This window comes from Corallococcus sp. RDP092CA, assembly GCF_041903675.1.
Lineage (GTDB): Bacteria > Myxococcota > Myxococcia > Myxococcales > Myxococcaceae > Corallococcus.
On sequence record NZ_JAYESI010000049.1, the window covers coordinates 1 to 15,470 of the forward strand.

The 15,470-nt window shown below is 73.9% G+C and carries 12 protein-coding genes and 1 pseudogene; 2 read left to right on the forward strand and 11 right to left on the reverse strand.

The features are described 5' to 3' along the window. The 3 genes and pseudogenes from U8525_RS32535 to U8525_RS32545 form a co-directional block, all read right to left on the reverse strand. A pseudogene (locus U8525_RS32535) lies at nt 1-425 on the reverse strand (hypothetical protein); the annotation flags it as partial. Nucleotides 426-618: 193 nt separating this feature from the next. Further along, a complete protein-coding gene (locus tag U8525_RS32540) occupies nt 619-2,205 on the reverse strand; it encodes an ATP-binding protein (protein ID WP_374270621.1) in 1,587 nt (528 codons plus the stop codon). Between the two features lie 179 nt (nt 2,206-2,384). Next, nucleotides 2,385-5,411, reverse strand: coding sequence for a TonB family protein (locus tag U8525_RS32545; RefSeq protein ID WP_374270622.1), 3,027 nt, complete (start codon nt 5,409-5,411; stop codon nt 2,385-2,387). Between the two features lie 352 nt (nt 5,412-5,763). Here U8525_RS32545 and U8525_RS32550 point away from each other — a divergent pair, with 352 nt between their 5' ends. Continuing rightward, nucleotides 5,764-6,177: a hypothetical protein gene (locus tag U8525_RS32550; protein WP_374270623.1), complete on the forward strand. Its 414-nt coding sequence runs from the start codon at nt 5,764-5,766 to the stop codon at nt 6,175-6,177. A gap of 13 nt (nt 6,178-6,190) precedes the next feature. Here the strand turns inward: U8525_RS32550 and U8525_RS32555 are convergent, their stop codons facing one another. The 8 genes from U8525_RS32555 to U8525_RS32590 form a co-directional block, all read right to left on the reverse strand. Next, nucleotides 6,191-6,604 (reverse strand): helix-turn-helix transcriptional regulator, encoded by a 414-nt coding sequence (locus tag U8525_RS32555; protein ID WP_374270624.1) that lies wholly within the window; start codon nt 6,602-6,604, stop codon nt 6,191-6,193. A 304-nt stretch (nt 6,605-6,908) separates the two neighbouring features. Further along, complete coding sequence (locus U8525_RS32560; RefSeq protein ID WP_374270625.1) at nt 6,909-7,733, reverse strand: hypothetical protein; 825 nt, start codon at nt 7,731-7,733, stop codon at nt 6,909-6,911. Beyond that, nucleotides 7,693-8,070 (reverse strand): hypothetical protein, encoded by a 378-nt coding sequence (locus U8525_RS32565; protein ID WP_374270626.1) that lies wholly within the window; start codon nt 8,068-8,070, stop codon nt 7,693-7,695. Before U8525_RS32565 ends, U8525_RS32560 begins: the two co-directional genes overlap by 41 nt. A gap of 173 nt (nt 8,071-8,243) precedes the next feature. Continuing rightward, a complete protein-coding gene (locus U8525_RS32570) occupies nt 8,244-9,491 on the reverse strand; it encodes a metallophosphoesterase (RefSeq protein WP_374270627.1) in 1,248 nt (415 codons plus the stop codon). Between the two features lie 127 nt (nt 9,492-9,618). Next, the gene (locus U8525_RS32575; RefSeq protein WP_374270628.1) at nt 9,619-12,024 is read right to left on the reverse strand and encodes a hypothetical protein; all 2,406 of its coding nucleotides are present in this window, start codon (nt 12,022-12,024) and stop codon (nt 9,619-9,621) included. A gap of 48 nt (nt 12,025-12,072) precedes the next feature. After that, on the reverse strand, nt 12,073-12,570 hold the full coding sequence (locus U8525_RS32580; protein WP_374270629.1) for a hypothetical protein: 498 nt from the start codon (nt 12,568-12,570) through the stop codon (nt 12,073-12,075). A gap of 15 nt (nt 12,571-12,585) precedes the next feature. After that, on the reverse strand, nt 12,586-13,086 hold the full coding sequence (locus U8525_RS32585) for a cupin domain-containing protein (RefSeq protein ID WP_374270630.1): 501 nt from the start codon (nt 13,084-13,086) through the stop codon (nt 12,586-12,588). A 14-nt stretch (nt 13,087-13,100) separates the two neighbouring features. After that, nucleotides 13,101-13,880, reverse strand: coding sequence for a class I SAM-dependent methyltransferase (locus U8525_RS32590; RefSeq protein WP_374270631.1), 780 nt, complete (start codon nt 13,878-13,880; stop codon nt 13,101-13,103). A 100-nt stretch (nt 13,881-13,980) separates the two neighbouring features. Between U8525_RS32590 and U8525_RS32595 the strand changes: the two genes are divergently transcribed. Further along, nucleotides 13,981-15,411 carry a citrate/2-methylcitrate synthase gene (locus tag U8525_RS32595; RefSeq protein WP_374270632.1) on the forward strand — a complete coding sequence of 477 codons (1,431 nt, stop codon included), beginning with the start codon at nt 13,981-13,983 and terminating at the stop codon, nt 15,409-15,411. The last annotated feature ends 59 nt before the right edge of the window (nt 15,412-15,470 follow it).

A 15,470-nucleotide genomic window follows, 5' to 3' on the forward strand; every position in this document is an offset into this window, starting at 1 on the left:
CCCGCCCACCCCTGCGCCAATCCCAGACTCCCATCCCAGGTGTAGCGCGCGCCCGTGGACGGGGACTGGTACGTCAGCGCCACCCCCGCCCCCAGCGAGCACTTCACCACGTAGCGCATCACCATGTCCGACAGCGCGGGATCCTGCTGGAACCAGGTCTGGAATGCGCTCGTGGACAGGGCCGTCGCCGTCAGGCCATTCACCAACAGGCCATTCAGGGTCATCCCGTTCAAGGTCATTCCATTCAAGGTCATGCCGTTCAACGTCATGCCATTGGTGGAGGCGAGCGCCGCCGCGGACCGGCCCGTCACCACGTCCGAGCCTTCGTCGAGGGGAGCGCCACAGCCCACCAGGGCCGCGGCCAGACAGAGCGCCGTCCAGGGAGCGGAACGAAACAGGGCGTTGCGAGGGGGATTGCGCTGCATAGGGCTGCCTCCACGTGGGTGACCGCACGGGCCGTGCGGTCTGATCAACCGGTAAACGCACTCCGACGAAGTGAGCAGCGCCCCTGCCCTCCCGGCCCATCCCCTTCGGTCCTTCGCACAACACGCGCGGCGTGCGGCGGCGGACGCTCCCTGCTTCACCGCATGGCGGCGAACGCTGACCCCTTCCGAAAGATCAGGCGGTTCGGGTCCGACCTCGGCCCGCCTTCGCCTTCGCCTTGGGGCGCGGCGGCCGAGGCAGCCGCACCGTGAACGTCGTGCCGTCCTTCTGCGTCGACGTCACCTCCACCGTCCCCCCGTGCGCCTGGACGATCTCCTTCACGATGAAGAGCCCCAGCCCCAGCCCGCCGTGGCGCCGGCCCTGCTCGTGCGCCCGCTCGCCCTCGCCCTGGCGGAATGGATCGAACAGCCGCTCGCGCAGCTCCTCCGGGATGGGCGAGCCGGGGTTCTGCACCTCCAGCACCTGGTGCTCGCCCTTCGCCCAGCAGCGCAGGAACACCGGCGCGTCCGGGCTGCCGTGCTCCAGCGCGTTGCCCACCAGGTTGGAGAGCACCTGCGCCAGCCGCTCCGCGTCCCACTCCCCTTCCGCCTTGCCGTCCACGTCCACCGCCACCGCGCGGTTCGGGTACGCCGCGGACAGCTCGTCCACCACCTGCTGGCACACCGCCCCCAGGTCCGTGGGGCCCTTGCGCAGCGGGATGCCGCCGGCCAGCCGGGCGCGCGTCAGATCCAGCAGGTCCGCGATCATGTTCCCCATGCGCGTCGCGGAGGACTCGATGCGCTGCGCGTGCTGGCGGTGCTGCTCCGGCGTGCACTCCAGCGGCCCCCGGCGCTTCTGCGCCCGCGCCGACAGCACGATGGCGTTGAGCGGGTTGCGCAGGTCGTGCCCCAGGATGCCGATGAAGCGCTCGCGGAAGCGCGCCTCCTCCACCATCGTCTCCAACTGGCGGGTGCGCTCGGTGACGTCCATCATGGAGCCAATCATCCGCACCGGGCGCCCCTCGTCGTCGCGCGCCAGCACGCCCCGGTCCAGCACGTGCGCCCAGCTGCCGTCCGCGCGCTGGAAGCGGTACTCCTCGCTCCACACGTCGCCCGTGGACGCGACGAACTCCACCACCCGGTCCCGGTCCTCGTCGTGCACGCGCTCGCCCCACCAGCCCAGCTTGTGCTCCAGGATGGACGTGGCGTGGCCGAACGCGTCCCCCGTCCCCGGGTCCCACCGCACGCGGTCCGTGGCGAAGTGCCAGTCCCACAGCACGTCATGCGTGGCGCGCGTGGCCAGCCGGTAGCGCTCCTCCGCCTCGCGCAGCGCGCTCACCGTCTGCTCCGCCCGGGCCAGCGCCGCCTCCACCTCCTCCCGCGCCGCCCGCTCCCGCGCCGCCTGGTGGGCGTCCGCCGCCTGCCCCTCGTCGCGCGGCAGCAGCCACAGCGCCAGGCCCTCTCCGTGCCGCACCGCCACGTACCGCCGCCCCGCCGCGTCCCCCGGCAGGTGCCCCACGTGAGGAACGCCGCGCATCAGCACGCGCACGAGCGCCCCCACGTCGAGCAGCGCGGCGCCCTCCCGCGCCCACAGGGAGACGTGGCGGCCCAGCTCCAGGGAGCGCACGAAGCCCTCCGCCGGGACGTTCATGGACGTCCACCGGAAGTCGAGCGCCTCACCTGTCTCCCCGAACAGCGGCTCGAGGAGGATGCAGGGCGTCTCGCTGTCTGCGGGCAGTTCCCATGCCGGAGCCGCGCCGGGCCCCCAGGACAAACCCATCATCGTGCTCCCCCCGACGCCAAGGGCCTGTCCCTCACCCCTCACGTCGGTGCCGGGCAGGCTGGAAAAACCCGCGTCTCATGGAATACTGACACAACTGGCCACGCGTGGAGCAGCCCCGGAGGGCAGGTTGCGCGAAAAACGGTTCACCCCCGAGCACTGGCCCTGCCCTGGAGGACAGGTCAGTACCGGCCCTTGACCCCGATGATGGGCAGGGCGATGGGCAGCCCCACCGCGCTCTTGGTCAGGGGTTGCCGGGTGTAGCCGCCGCCCAGGTAGTCGAAGCCCAGCGTCTCCGTGTTGAGGGTGACGTTGAGCATGTCCAGGTAGGCCTCCAGGCTGAAGGTGTCGTAGGCCCAGGCCTTGGAGACGCGCAGGTCGAAGCGGAAGAAGGGCGGCAGGCGGTCCACCTGGTCGCGATCCACCCGCACCCATGAGGGCTGTCCGTCCGTGTCGGTGCCCTCGCGGTGCGTCTGGCTTCCGAGGGTGCCGTACTCGGGGCGGCCGCTGTTGAAGTGGACCACGCCGCCCAGGGTGATGTTGTTGGAGAACTTGTGGCTGACCACCAGGTTCAGGATGTGTGTCTGGTCGAACGCGAAGGGCAGGTCCGCGGAGTCCTCGGAGAGGACCCGACCTGACGAGTCATACCGGTAGAAGGTGGTGCGCCGCGTGCTGCGCTGGAGGCTGTATGACAGCCAGCCGAACCAGTTGTTCCCCAGCGGGTAGCGGATGAGCAGCTCCAGGCCATACGCCAGGCCATGGCTGGTGAAGTCCGGCAGGTCCCAGTCGTCCCGGCTGACCGGCGGTCTGTCGATGTCGATCTGCCGCGCGCGCACCCGGCGGAAGCCGTCCTGGCGGGGGCCGCCATCCGGCGGAGGCGGCGACGTGTCCGGGTCGCCAACGGCATCCGGGTCGTCCGTCAGGCCCTCGTCGGAGAAGGGCGTGAGCTCGATGGTGCGCAGCATGGGGTTCACATAGACATCCAACCCCACCTCCCATGTGTCGAAGGCCTTCCACTCCACGCCCGTGGAGAGCTGCACGCCCTCCTGGAGGCCCAACAACAGGCTGCCCACGTCCACCACCGGCAGGCTGATGAGGGTGGTGGGCGGCTGGTGGAAGATGCCCGCGCCGCCCTTGAGGGTCACCGTGTCGGTGAGCTTGTGCCGCACGGTGAGGCGCGGCTCCAGCACCTTGTGGTCGAACCCGCCGGACAGGTGGTAGGCGTCCAGCCGCAGGCCAGGCACCACCGTCCATCTGTCATCAGGCGTCCACACGCCCTCCGCGTACGCGCCGGTGAAGGTGGCCAGCGCCACCGGCACGTGCACCGTGTCCTCGTCCACCTGCCGACCGTCCTCCACCTTGAGCACGTCCACGATGGCGCGCTTGTGCTCCACGTCCGCGCCCGCGCGCAGCAGGAGCCGCTCATCCAGCGGCACGCTGTAGCCCAGGCGCCCGGAGTAGTTGCCCTGGTCGATGTAGATTTCGTCCCCGTCGTCCGGCCCGCGCGACACGACGGCGAAGCGGTCCAGGCCCCAGGTCCCCCCGACTTCGAGCTCGCCCCTGCCCAGCGGGTGGCGGCCGCGCAGGTCCACGCGGTGGAAGTTGATGGACTGGAGCGCGGTGTCGCCCTGGTCGTCCTGCGCCTCCGAGCCGAAGGTGTCCGACGAGCCAAAGGCAAACAGCCGCAGCTTGCCCCGGCCCACGTCCTGCTCCACGCGGGCCTGATAATCCCAGAAGTCCAGCACCACCTTCGGGTTGGTGCGCCCCGGCGGCGGCGGGTCCTGCAACTGATTGGCCGCGAGCGCGATGATCCACGGTGTATAGGAATAGCGGCCCGCGAGGCTGACGTTGGTGCCGGTGGACTTGAAGGGCGTCTCCAGGAAGAAGCCCGCGTTGATGAAGTCCGCGTAGGCGCTGCCGTGCACGCGGTCGTCGCGAGGGCGGGTGAGGCGCCCGTCGATGGCGCCGCCCATCAGCCGGCCGTACCGCGGCGGCGGCGAGCCCGGATAGAAGTCGATGGCGTCCAGGAAGTCCGGGTGGATGACCGCGGGCCCCAGGAACAGGTGGAAGAGGATGGGGATGCGGATGCCGTCCAGGAAGTAGCCCGTGGACGCGGGCTGGCTGCCGCGCACCACCGGGTACGCCACGCCGGACAGCATGCTGCCCACGCCCGGCAGCAGCATCACCACGCGGAAGGGGTCGCCCATGGTGCCGGGCACCTCCCGCAGCTCCGCGTCGTGCAGCGTGACGCGGCTCACCTCCGTGCGCTCGCGGTCGCCGCGCACCACCGTCTCGTAGGGGTTCACCACGAGCGGCTCCAGGCCGTACACGACCTCCAGCGACTCGCTGGCCTTCAGCGCCTCGCGGAACAGGCCGGGCTTGTGGCCGGGGGCGAACACGCGCACCGCCTGACCGCCCGTGGGGAAGCGCGCCTCGAAGCGGCCGTTCTCGTCCGTCTGCACCGGCGAGTCCGGCGCCGCGTCCGACACCAGCGTCGCGCCAATCAGCGGCCGGCGGTTGCCCTTCTCGCGCACCAGCCCCTGGAGGGTGACCGGCCCCCGCGGCGCCAGCGTGCCCCCGTCCGCGTCGGCGGCCAGCGGGCTGGGCGCCTCGAAGCGGTACTCGAAGAAGAGGCGCACCGCGACGGGCTGGCCCTCCATCCTCGCGGGCGAGAAGCGCAGCGAGGGCGCCGCGTGCAGCGCGGCCTCGTCGAGCAGCGGGTGCACGCCCTCCACCAGCGTGGCGGTGTCCACCTCGCCGGCCTCGTCCACCAGCAGCTCCAGCTTCACCGTGCCCGCCACGCCCTCGCCCACCAGCGTGGGCGGGTACGGGGCGGGCGAGTCCTTCACGAGCGCGGGCGGCACGAAGGCGGCCAGCGCGGGGCCGCCGTCCGCCGCGTCCGCGCCGGCCTCCACCGCCCAGCCCGCGTCCGTGCGCTGGAGCTCCGCCTCCTTCGCGACCGTCCCGCCGCCCCCGTCCGGGCCGTCATCCCCCTCCGTCCACGGCGCGTCCATGCTCGCGGGGGCGGCGCCGGCGGCGAGGTCCTCCTCCGCGACGGGCAGGCCCCCGTCCAGCGTGTCCCCCAGCCGGGCGCTGCCGGGGTCCTGCTCCGGCGACCGGGCCCGAGCCGGCGGCGCGGGCCACAGCAGGCACACCGCGAGCACCAGCGCGGCGGCGTGCCAGGGCGTGCTCCTCTTCGCGAAGGTCATGGGCGACGGCGTTCGTGCAAGGCAGCTCCGGGCCAGCGTCCATGAGGCCAGGGGATGTCCGCCCTGACAAGCGCTGCGCCGTGCCGCGTGCCAACACCGCCCGCCGTGCGCACACGGGAGGACGAGCCCTTTCCGCTGGAGGACATTTGCCCTCCGCGTCACGTCGCGCCGTGGATGACCGGCCCCGCCCCGCGGACAGGGCGCCCCATTCCGGATCCATCCCCACCTTCCTGGAAGTCGTCCTTTCCCATTTCCCGGCTGCCATGAGACGCCCCAGCCCTCCCAGACTTCACTCCCACGACATGCTCCGAGCCAGGGTTCGCGCGGCGTCCGGCGTCACGCGAGCCCGCTCATGATTCCCCCGCCGTCCCTGCGATACCTGCCCCACGGACTGCTCGCGTCACTGCTGCTGGGTCTCATGTTGATGCCGCTGCTCTTCCCGCCGTCGCTGGCGCGCGCGGGGAACGAAGGGCCGGACACCTTCATCGACGAAGGGCCCCCCGGGGCCACGCCCTCCGGGGAGGCCACCTTCGTCTTCACCGCCACCACGCTGAAGCCCGTGTTCTGGTGCTCGCTGGACGGCAGCCTCTACATCCCCTGCGAGTCCCCGTGGCGGCTGAAGGACCTGCCCGTGGGCGAGCACACCGTGGACGTGTACGCGGTGGACGTCAGCACCGGGCACCGCGACACCACCCCGTCCGGCTGGGTCTGGCGGGTGACGAAGGCCCCCCCGGACCCGGGCCGGCCCCCCGCGTCCGCGCCCTGAGGCCCCGGGGCCTTCAGCGGCGCGTGGGCAGGATGGCGGTGGCCACCAGGCTCATCAGCTTCAGCTGGGGGCGCGGCAGCCGGCGCACCGCGCGCAGCAGGCGGCGCATCTCCGGCAGGTCGTCCTTGTCCGTGGAGTCCTCTTCCCACAGCCCCGCGCCCGCCGCCGCCGCCACGGCCAGCCCCAGGGACGCGTCCGCGGACAGCTGCAGCGCCAGGCACAGCCGGAACAGCGTGGGGACGCTGGGCATCATCTTGCCCCGCTCCAGCCGGCCATAGACCTCCGACGCGATGCCGACGCGCTCCGCCACGTCCGCCTGCGTGAGACCGGCCCGCAGCCGCGCGTCCCGGGCCGCCGCCCCCACGCTGACCGCCAGCTTGCGCTCCAACTGCCGCCGCGACCGCGCCGCCGCCGACGCGGGCGTCATCCGGGGCTTCTTCCGGACGCGACCGGAAGCGAGAGGACCTCTGGGGTGGGTTTTCACCACATCAACCTTGCACGTGACGTCCGCTGGGGGTGGCCGCAAGGCTCGCGACCCCTCTGCCGCCGGAACGGTTCAGAGGTCGTTATAACCCGTCACGTCACCAGGGCCCATCCCTATATGGCAGGTAGTCCTGCATTCCTCGCCCGCCGGCCGCGCGTCGCTCACGGCGCCAGCAGCCTACATGAGACGACATGTGAATCCCGGAAGGCGTGAAGGATTCTCCGGCTTCGGGGCCTCGGGGTTGCGCTCAGGGCGCGCCGCGGCCGGCGTAGAGGCAGTCCAGGGCCTCGTCCAGGAGGCACAGGGCGGCGTCGCTCCAGCCGCGCAGCCGCTGCTGGGGCGTGGGGCGGCCCACGTGGGGGATGAGCTGGGCGTCGGCGGCGTCCTCGATGAACTGCGCCTGCTGCTCCGGGTTGAGCTCCGCCCAGCGCCGGTGGCCCACGGCCTTGCGCCAGTCGTAGCCGTCCCCCACGTACTGCGCGGCGAGCGCGCCGCTCAGGTAGCCCGTGCCGCCGTGCTGGTGCTGCCACACGTGGGTGAGCTCGTGCACCAGCAGCCGGAAGCCCACCGCGCCGTAGCCGGGGGGCACGAAGAGGATGTCGCCGTGGGCGAACGCGCGGCCCGGCAGGCCCAGGAGGCCCAGGGCGCCCTCCTTCACGCGCACGCAGCGGAAGTCCACGCTGTCGCCGAAGATGGGGCGCAGCCGGTCCACCTCCGCGTCCGTCAGCCGGCGGCCCACGGGCTCCAGGCCCGTCACCACCTGCACGGCAGACAGCACCCGCCCGCCCAGCATCAGCACCAGGTCCACCGGCACCTGCGCCACGCGGAACAGGGAGCGCTTGAGCTGGGGCAGCCCCTCGCGCGAGCGCCCCGTCGCGCAGCGGGCCATGCCGCTGGCGAAGAGCATCAGCGCCAGGTACGCGCTGCGCGCGGCGCCCGCGGACGCCCCGGCGATGCCGGTGAACAGCCCGTGGCCCGCGTCCGCCACCCGCGCCGTCAACGGCGCCAGGCGGGGAGCGTCACGGCGGGAGTCACGGACGGCTTGCGGATGGAGCGACGTGGGAGACCCCAAGGACTCTCTCCAGGAGCGAGCGCAGCTCACCGGCCCGCCAGGGCCGGCCGAGTGCGAAGTGGGTGTGGCAGGCCGTCGGGAAGGTGGCGCTCGCTTCGGGACGGAAGCCGGAGGACAGGAGGATGCGCGGGCCGTGGAAGCCCCGGTCCACCAGCCGGCAGAGGAAGTCGCTCACGACGCGGCGATCCGCGTCCAGGTCCAGCACCAGCCCGTCCACCGCCACGCCCAGGTCCAGCCGCCGGTCCGCCGACGTCGCCCCCAGCGCCGTCACCAGCCGGCACCCCAGCCCCACCTCCCGCGCCACCGCCAGCCGGACCTCGGGGGCCTCGGAGATCACCAGCAGCGTCGGCGCCGCCTTCCCGGTCCGGGGCCCCGAGGCCGGGGCCCGGGCCCCTCGCCGCGCACCCGGGACCGCGGGCGCCGTGGGACGGCTGAAAGCGAATTCCGGGACAAGGAGGGAAGACGATGCGGTGGACACGTCCCCAACGATAAGCAGCAAGAACGGAAATATCAAGCTTGGCTTGAATCACCGTCAGAACGGGGAGCTCCTACCAGGGTGAGGGATGCGATCTCCGGGGCGGGCCCCAGGCGGAGCGGGGGGCCCCAGTACCCGGTACCGCGGTGCGTGTAGACCCGGGTCCCGGCGACGGTGGCCAGGCCCCGCACGACGGGCTGCTGGAGCTTCACGAAGAACATGAAGGGGAAGATCTGCCCGCCGTGGGTGTGGCCGGACAGCTGGAGGTCCACGCGCAGGCCCTCCAGGGAGAGGGCGGTGCGGGGCTGGTGGGCCAGCAGCAGGCGGGGCACGTCCGGCGGGGCGCCGGCGAGCGCGAGGTCGGGGCGGCTCGCCAGGGGCGGGTCGATGTGGCCGGCGTCGTGGTCGGTGACGCCGGCGACGACGAGCCGGGCGCCGCCGCGCTCCACGACGCGGTGCTCGTTGGTGAGGACGGTGAGGCCCAGCCGGGAGACCTCGGCCATCCAGGCGCGGGCGCCGTGGTAGAACTCGTGGTTTCCGGTGACGTAGTAGACGCCCAGCGGGGCCCTCAGGTCCGCGAGCGGCGTCAGCTGGTCGCGCAGCGGGTCCACGGAGCCGTCCACCAGGTCGCCGGTGATGGCGACGAGGTCCGGCTCCAGGGCGTTGACCTGGTCCACCACGCGCTGGAGCCACACGCCGTCCAGGGTCGGGCCCACGTGGACGTCGGACAGCTGCACGACGCGCAGGCCCTCCAGGCCCGGGCCCAGGTCCCGGAGCGCCACGGTGGTGCGCTCCACGCGGGCCTTGCCGCGCGCGGTGACGAAGGCGAAGGCCACGGCGGGCAGGGCGGTGCCCAGCACGGCGACCGCGCGGCCCCGGGCGAGCGCGCGCATGTCGGTGACGGCGCCGGACAGGGACAGCGCGGCGCCGACGACGTCCGAGGCCAGCACGGCGGTGAGGAACACCCCGAAGGCCCCCAGCCACAGGTACGCGCCCCACTGGATGACGCGGGAAAAGCCGGTGGCCTCACGGCGCGCGGCGCGAAACCCCGCCAGCAGGACGAGGTAGCAGAGGCCCAGCAGGCCCCAGCCCAGGGCGGCCCAGGGAGCGGGCCAGCCAGGGGCGGTGAAGAGGCGCAGGCCGATGTAGACGTGCAGCAGGGTGGGCAGCCCCAACCCCAGCAGCAGGGACACCCCCCACCGCCAGTTGCGGGCCCCGGCCGGGCGCCGGGCCCGCCGCGAGGGAGCTTCTTCCGAGGACACGTCCGTCGTCACGCGCGCCACCCTGTCGCCCCGGGAGCCGGGGCGCCTTCGAGGGCGGGAAGATAACGGCCCCCCTCGCGCCGCGCCCGCCAGCTCCACCGGACGCCTGGCGGGCCCCCCTGGAGGGACGAGGGACGCGGGCGCCCCGTCAGCTCCGCGAGCGGCGGCGGCGCGCCAGGGCGCCCAGGCCCACCAGCGCCCAGAGGCTGATCATCCCCGCGGGCGCCGCGCCGCAGCCGCAGCCCACGTCCAGGTCGGTGGGGCCCCGCACCTGGAAGCCCACCTCCGGTGAGCGCAGCCCCGCCTCGCCGTCGTCCGTCAACCCCTGCGCGACGACCTTGTGCGCGCCCGTCGCGAGCGCCTTGTCCGCCGTCAGCACGTGGCGGAAGACGCCTTCGTCATCCGCCGTGGCGGTGGCGAGCGCCTTGCCGTCCAGCTCCAGCCGCACGGTGGTGCCGGGCAGCGCCACGCCCACGAACGTGAAGGTCGGATCCACCGTCGCGCCCTCCGCGGGCACCACCACCCTGGGCACCGCCGGATCCGCCGCGCCCGCGTCGGGGCCTCCAACCGCGCCGCCGTCCGCGCCGGACTCGACCACCTCGAAGCCCACGACGTCGGAGTACGGCCCGTCCTCGCCCGCCTCGTTGTGCGAGTGCACCGTGACCCTGTGCGAACCCACGCTCAGCGGCTCCGAGGCCGGCACCTGGTAGCGGAAGCGCCCCAGCAGGTCCAACGGCACGATGTGGTCCGGCCCGTCGTCGATGACCACGCCCACGCTCACGCCATTGGCCGCGGTGCCGGCGAACAGCGGCGTGGGCCCCACCGTGTCCCCGTTCGAGGGCACCACCAGCACGGCCATCTGCACGACGCCGCCGTCCGCGAGCACCACCGCGGGCGTGGTGAAGCGCACCGGCTCGGAGGACTTGCTCGCCACGCCCAGCACCTCGGCCCAGGCGATGACCTCGTGAGCGCCCGCGCCCAGCGGCGTGGTGGCGTCGTAGGTGAAGCGGCCATCCGAGCCCGGCACCACCGCGCCAATCTCCCGCCCGTCCACGACGATGTGGACGACCGGCCCGTTCGTGCCCGCGATCCCCGCGAAGCGAGGACGCGGGGTGGCGGACACCTCGCCCGACGCGGGCGCGGAGAGGACCGGCGCCTCGGGCACCTGGTAGCCCTCGGGCACCAGCTGCGTCGTCCCCTCGGACGTGCCGCCCGTGGACGACCCGCCGTCCGGGGTGCCCGCGTCCGCCGTCGTGGAGGCCGGCCCCGCGCCATGCGAGCCCGCGCCCGGGTAGCTGGACACGCCCGCGCCGCCCGCGCTCACGCTGGACGCGCACCGGAGCACGCTGGCCTGGAGCAGCACCCGGCCGCCCGCGCCACCGCCGCCCGGCCCGTAGGGCTGCTTGTCCACCTGCGTGTTCCCGCCCGCGCCGCCCAGCGCCGCGACCGCGCCGCAGCCCAGGAGGTCCACCGCGCGCAGCACCACCGCGCCGCCCGCGCCGCCGCCGCCCGCGCCGTCACTGCCCGTCGCGTTGCCCGCCGTCGCACCGGAGGCGCTGTAGACGCCCGTGCCCTCGAACGCGGTGGCGCGGATGAACACCACGCCGCCGCCCGCCGCCCCGCTGGAGCCGAACGCGTCGGAGCCCTGGCCGGCGCCGCCGCCGCCGCCGAACGCGAAGCGCTCGAACACGGAGTAGCTCAGCGCCGCGCCGCCCAGCCCGCCCTCCTCGCGCTGCCCGTCCTCCAACGCCGTGCGCCCGCCGACGCCGCCGCTGCCGCCGTGGCCGCCACCGCCGCCGCCCGCGAGCGCGCAGTTGCCGCCGCCACCGCCGTTGGTCAGGTTGCCGCGCCCGGTGGCGATGCCGCTCTTGGATGCCTGGCCCGCCACGCCCTCGCCGCGCGCGGAGCCGCCCTTGCCATGCTCCAGCTCCAGCCCCGTGCAGCCCGCCAGGCCCGGGATGTCGGCCTGGAAGACGCCGCCCAGGTACCCCAGGCCGTCCGCGTCGATGCGGCCGTCGTTGACCACCTTGCCCGAGACCAGCATCGCGAGGATGCCGCCGGACCCGCCGTCCCACGGCGACGTGGTGAGCCGCGCGCCCGCCTCGATGACGACGTCGGAGTACTCGAACACGCGCACCACCTGGGCGCGCCCCGCCGTGTACGCGTAGCGCAGCGGCGCGCTCAGCCCGAAGACGACGGGCGAGGAGGACGACACCGTCTCCACCCGCGCCATCTCCCAGCGGCCCAGCGCGACCGACCCCTCCAGCTGCACGGCCTTGCCGTTGTTGCCCACGTCGGGCGTGGACGCCAGGCCGGTGCTCTCGTGGACCAGCACCAGGTCGCCCGCGGAGACCTTGAGGCCGGACACGACCAGCTCCTTGTCCCCGGCCACGACGCTCTTGCGCAGCGGGGCATTCACGCCCAGCGAGTGCGTCTGCCCGGCGGTGAGGGTCAGCACCTTGTCGCGTCCGGTGCCCAGGCCAAAGGAGTCCGGCTCCGCGCGAGCGACGTTCCCCAGGAGCAATCCAACGAAGAGAGCCAGCGTGATGCGCATGCCCCCATGGTGCCCCACCGGGCGTCCGGGGTCGAGAGACGCCCCCTGTCAGCGGGACGAAGCCAGGTCCTGGAGCCCCCGCGCGTTGAGGGGCGCGAAGAAGGGCTGGCGCAAGAGCCGGCCCAGCGCGCGGCGCTCGACGCAGAGCAGTTGGAGCGCGTCCTCCCACTCCCCCAGCACCGCCACCGCGCGCACGTCCGCCGCGTCGCGGTACAGGTCGTTGAGGTTGTGCACGAGCGCGGACACGTCCTCCACCTCCCAGCGCTCCGTGACGTCGCCCGCCTCGACGTGCAGCTCCAGCGCGGGGCGCTCGCGCACGTCCACCACCTTGAGCCGCCGGGCCGCGCCCCCCATGGCCGCGGTGAGCGGACCCACCAGCTCATCCGGCCGGACGCCGTACCCCACGGAGAGCCCGCCCGCGAGCAGGCCCGCGTCGCACAGCCGCAGCAGCGACACGTGGGGAGGCTCGCCCTTCGGCACCAGCGCGGCGGCGGCGGGGTCCTTGAGCAGCCGCTCGCGGTCGAGCGCATCCAGCAGGGAGGCCATGGCCCGGCCACCCTATCAGGGCCCCTCGCCCTCCCAGTAATCCACCTGCGCGTCCAGGGGCAGATACGCGTGCAGCGTGCGCGACGCCTTGTCGCCCCCGGGCGCGGCCCCCGCGAAGACGCCCACCTTCCTCGAGTCCGGATACATGAGCACGTCCGGCGCCTCCATGGTGGAGAAGCACAGGTAGCGCAGCGGCTCAGGGCCGTCGTTGATGAGCTGGTGCGCGCACTCCGCGCCCGGCGGCAGCGCGACGTAGTCCCCCGCGCGCACGGGCAGCGTCTCCTGTCCCAGGCGAAGCGAGCCCGAGCCGGCCAGGACGTAGACGGCCTCTTCATTGCCCAGGTGGTAGTGCAGCGGCCACGAGCGGCGGCCCGGCGGGAGCTCCACCAGGCTGCACCCGAGCTTGCGCCCGTGCGCGGCGGCGCCCAGCTGCTTGCGCTTGAGCGCCACGCGGCTGCCGTGGGCGAGCTCGGTCCAGGGGACGTCTTCCGAGTGGACGAGGTGGGGCGAGGCCATGGCAAACTCCTGGGTCACGGGCGCTCCGCGACGAGCGCGAACACGCGGTGGGGAACGGACATCGGCTCCTGGGGGAAGCGCTCGGCGAGGAGCGCGCCCAGCGCGGCGTCGAAGCGGGCCACCTGCTCGAGCGGGAGCATGGCGCCGATGCGCGAGTTGGCGCGCATCCGGCCGCGCCACGCCTCGTGGGTGTAGGGAACGACCGTGTCGAAGGTGAAGGACGTCAGGGACTGGAAGCCGGCCACGCCCACGTCGCGGAACCAGTCCGGGTAGATGCCCATGCCCCGGCCGAAGCGATCCACGGCCAGCTGGACGCGGGGGCTGAACTCCTCCACCAGGGCCTCGGTGGCCTCCAGCAGGTTGCCGGGCAGGGCCGTCCAGTCGAAGTGGCAGAGGATGAGCCTGCCGCCGGGCTTGAGCAGGCGGAACACCTCGCGCGCGGCGGCGGCGCGATCGAACCAGTGCCAGCACTGGCCCGCGAACACGCGGTCGAAGGCGCCTGAGGGCAGGCCGGTGTCCTCCGCGGGGGCCTCGCGGAAGTCCACGCGCAGGCCCTCGTCACCGGCGAGCCGCGCGGCGGCCTCCAGCTGCGGCGCGGACACGTCCAACGCGGTGACGGCGCAGCCGCGCCGGGCCAGGTTGAGCGCGATGGTGCCGGTGCCGGTCCCCAGGTCGAGCACCCGCAGGCCGGGCGTGAGCACGCCGTCCTGCTCCAGCCGCCTGTAGAAGGCCTCCGGGAACCCCGCCCGGTATCTCGCGTAGTCCGAAGACGTGCGTCCGAAGTCCACGTTCATGGTCGCTCTCCCGTCAGGTCATGCCTCGCCCGGCGAGCGCCCCGACTCGACAGGAGGGTCCAGTCGAGTCGAGACTCCGCTCCAGGGAGGCACGCGAGACATGGTGCGTCGCGCAGGGGGACGTTCTCAATCTCGATTCGACCATCCAGTTGAGGAGGAGCTGCTGCGCGCGGACGAGGCGGCGGCCCTGCTGGGGGTGAAGCGGGCGACGCTCTACACGTACGTGAGCCGGGGGCTCGTGCGCTGCGTGCCGGAGAAGGGCACGAAGGAGAACCGCTACCTGCGCGCGGACGTGGAGCGGCTGAAGACGCGCCACGACGCCCGCGCGGGCCACGCGGCGGTGGCCTCCGGAGCGCTGCGCTGGGGCGAGCCCGTCATCGACTCGTCGGTGTCGAGCATCAGCGAGGAGCGGCTCACGTACCGGGGCCACGACGCGGTGGAGCTGGCCACGCGAGGCCACCGCTTCGAGGACGTCGCGGAGCTGCTGTGGACCGGGCGCCTGCCGCCGGAGTCCACCCCGTGGCCCGCGCTGGGAGCGCCCTGGGACACCACCGCCGGGCGCGCGGCGTCCTCGGCGCGAGGCACGCCCCCCGCGTCCCCGGCGCGCGGCGCGGGCGCACCGCGGAGCGCGCGGTCGCCCTCCCCGGAGGACGTCGTCGCCCCACCGCCCGGGGACGCGCCGCGCGTGTCTCCGTCCGCCCTGGCGACCATGCTGCCGCGAGGCACCCCGCCCCTCTCCGCGCTCGCCGCGCTGGTGCCCCTGCTCGCGGCGAGCGACGCGGGCCGCTTCGCCGCGCCCGCGGAGCAGGAGATGCTCCGCGCGCGCCGCCTCATCCGCCACCTGGGCGCATGGGTCTGCGTGGCCCGGGCTCCCGGGCGCGTGCCGCGCGCCTTGAAGGAACCCACGGTGGCCGCGTCCCTGGCCACCGCCTGGGAGGCGAAGCCGAAGCGGACCGCGGAGCTGCTCGACCTGGCGCTGGTGCTCTGCGCGGACCACGAGCTGAACACGTCCACCTTCGCGGCCCGCGTGACGGCCTCCTCCGGCGCGGACCTCTACGCGTGCATCAGCGCGGCGCTCGCGGCCATCTCCGGCCACCGCCACGGCGGCGCCTGCGACCGCGTGGAGGCGCTCATCGCGGAGGTCGGCCGGCCCGAGCGCGCCGCGCAGGTCGTCCACGGCCGCCTGCGCCGGGGCGAGGCCGTGACGGGCTTCGGCCACCGCCTCTACCGCCAGGGCGACCCGCGGGTGCCGCCGCTCGTCGCCGCCGCGTCGAGCGTGAAGCCCGAGTCCCTCAAGGTCCGCGTGGCCCGCGCCGTCATGGACACCATGCGGGACGCCGGCCACCCGCCCCCGTCACTGGACTGGGGCCTGGTGATGCTCGCGGACGCGCTGGGCCTGCCCTCCGGCGCCGCCACCGTGCTGTTCAGCCTGGGCCGCACCGCGGGCTGGGTCGCCCATGTCCTGGAGCAGCGCGAGCAGGGCCACCTGCTCCGCCCCCGCGCCCGCTACGTGGCGCCCCCGCCCCGGTAGTACCTTGAAGTCCCCCCGCGCGGCTGTTGCCTGGCGTGCACGCCGCGCGGCTTTCCCTT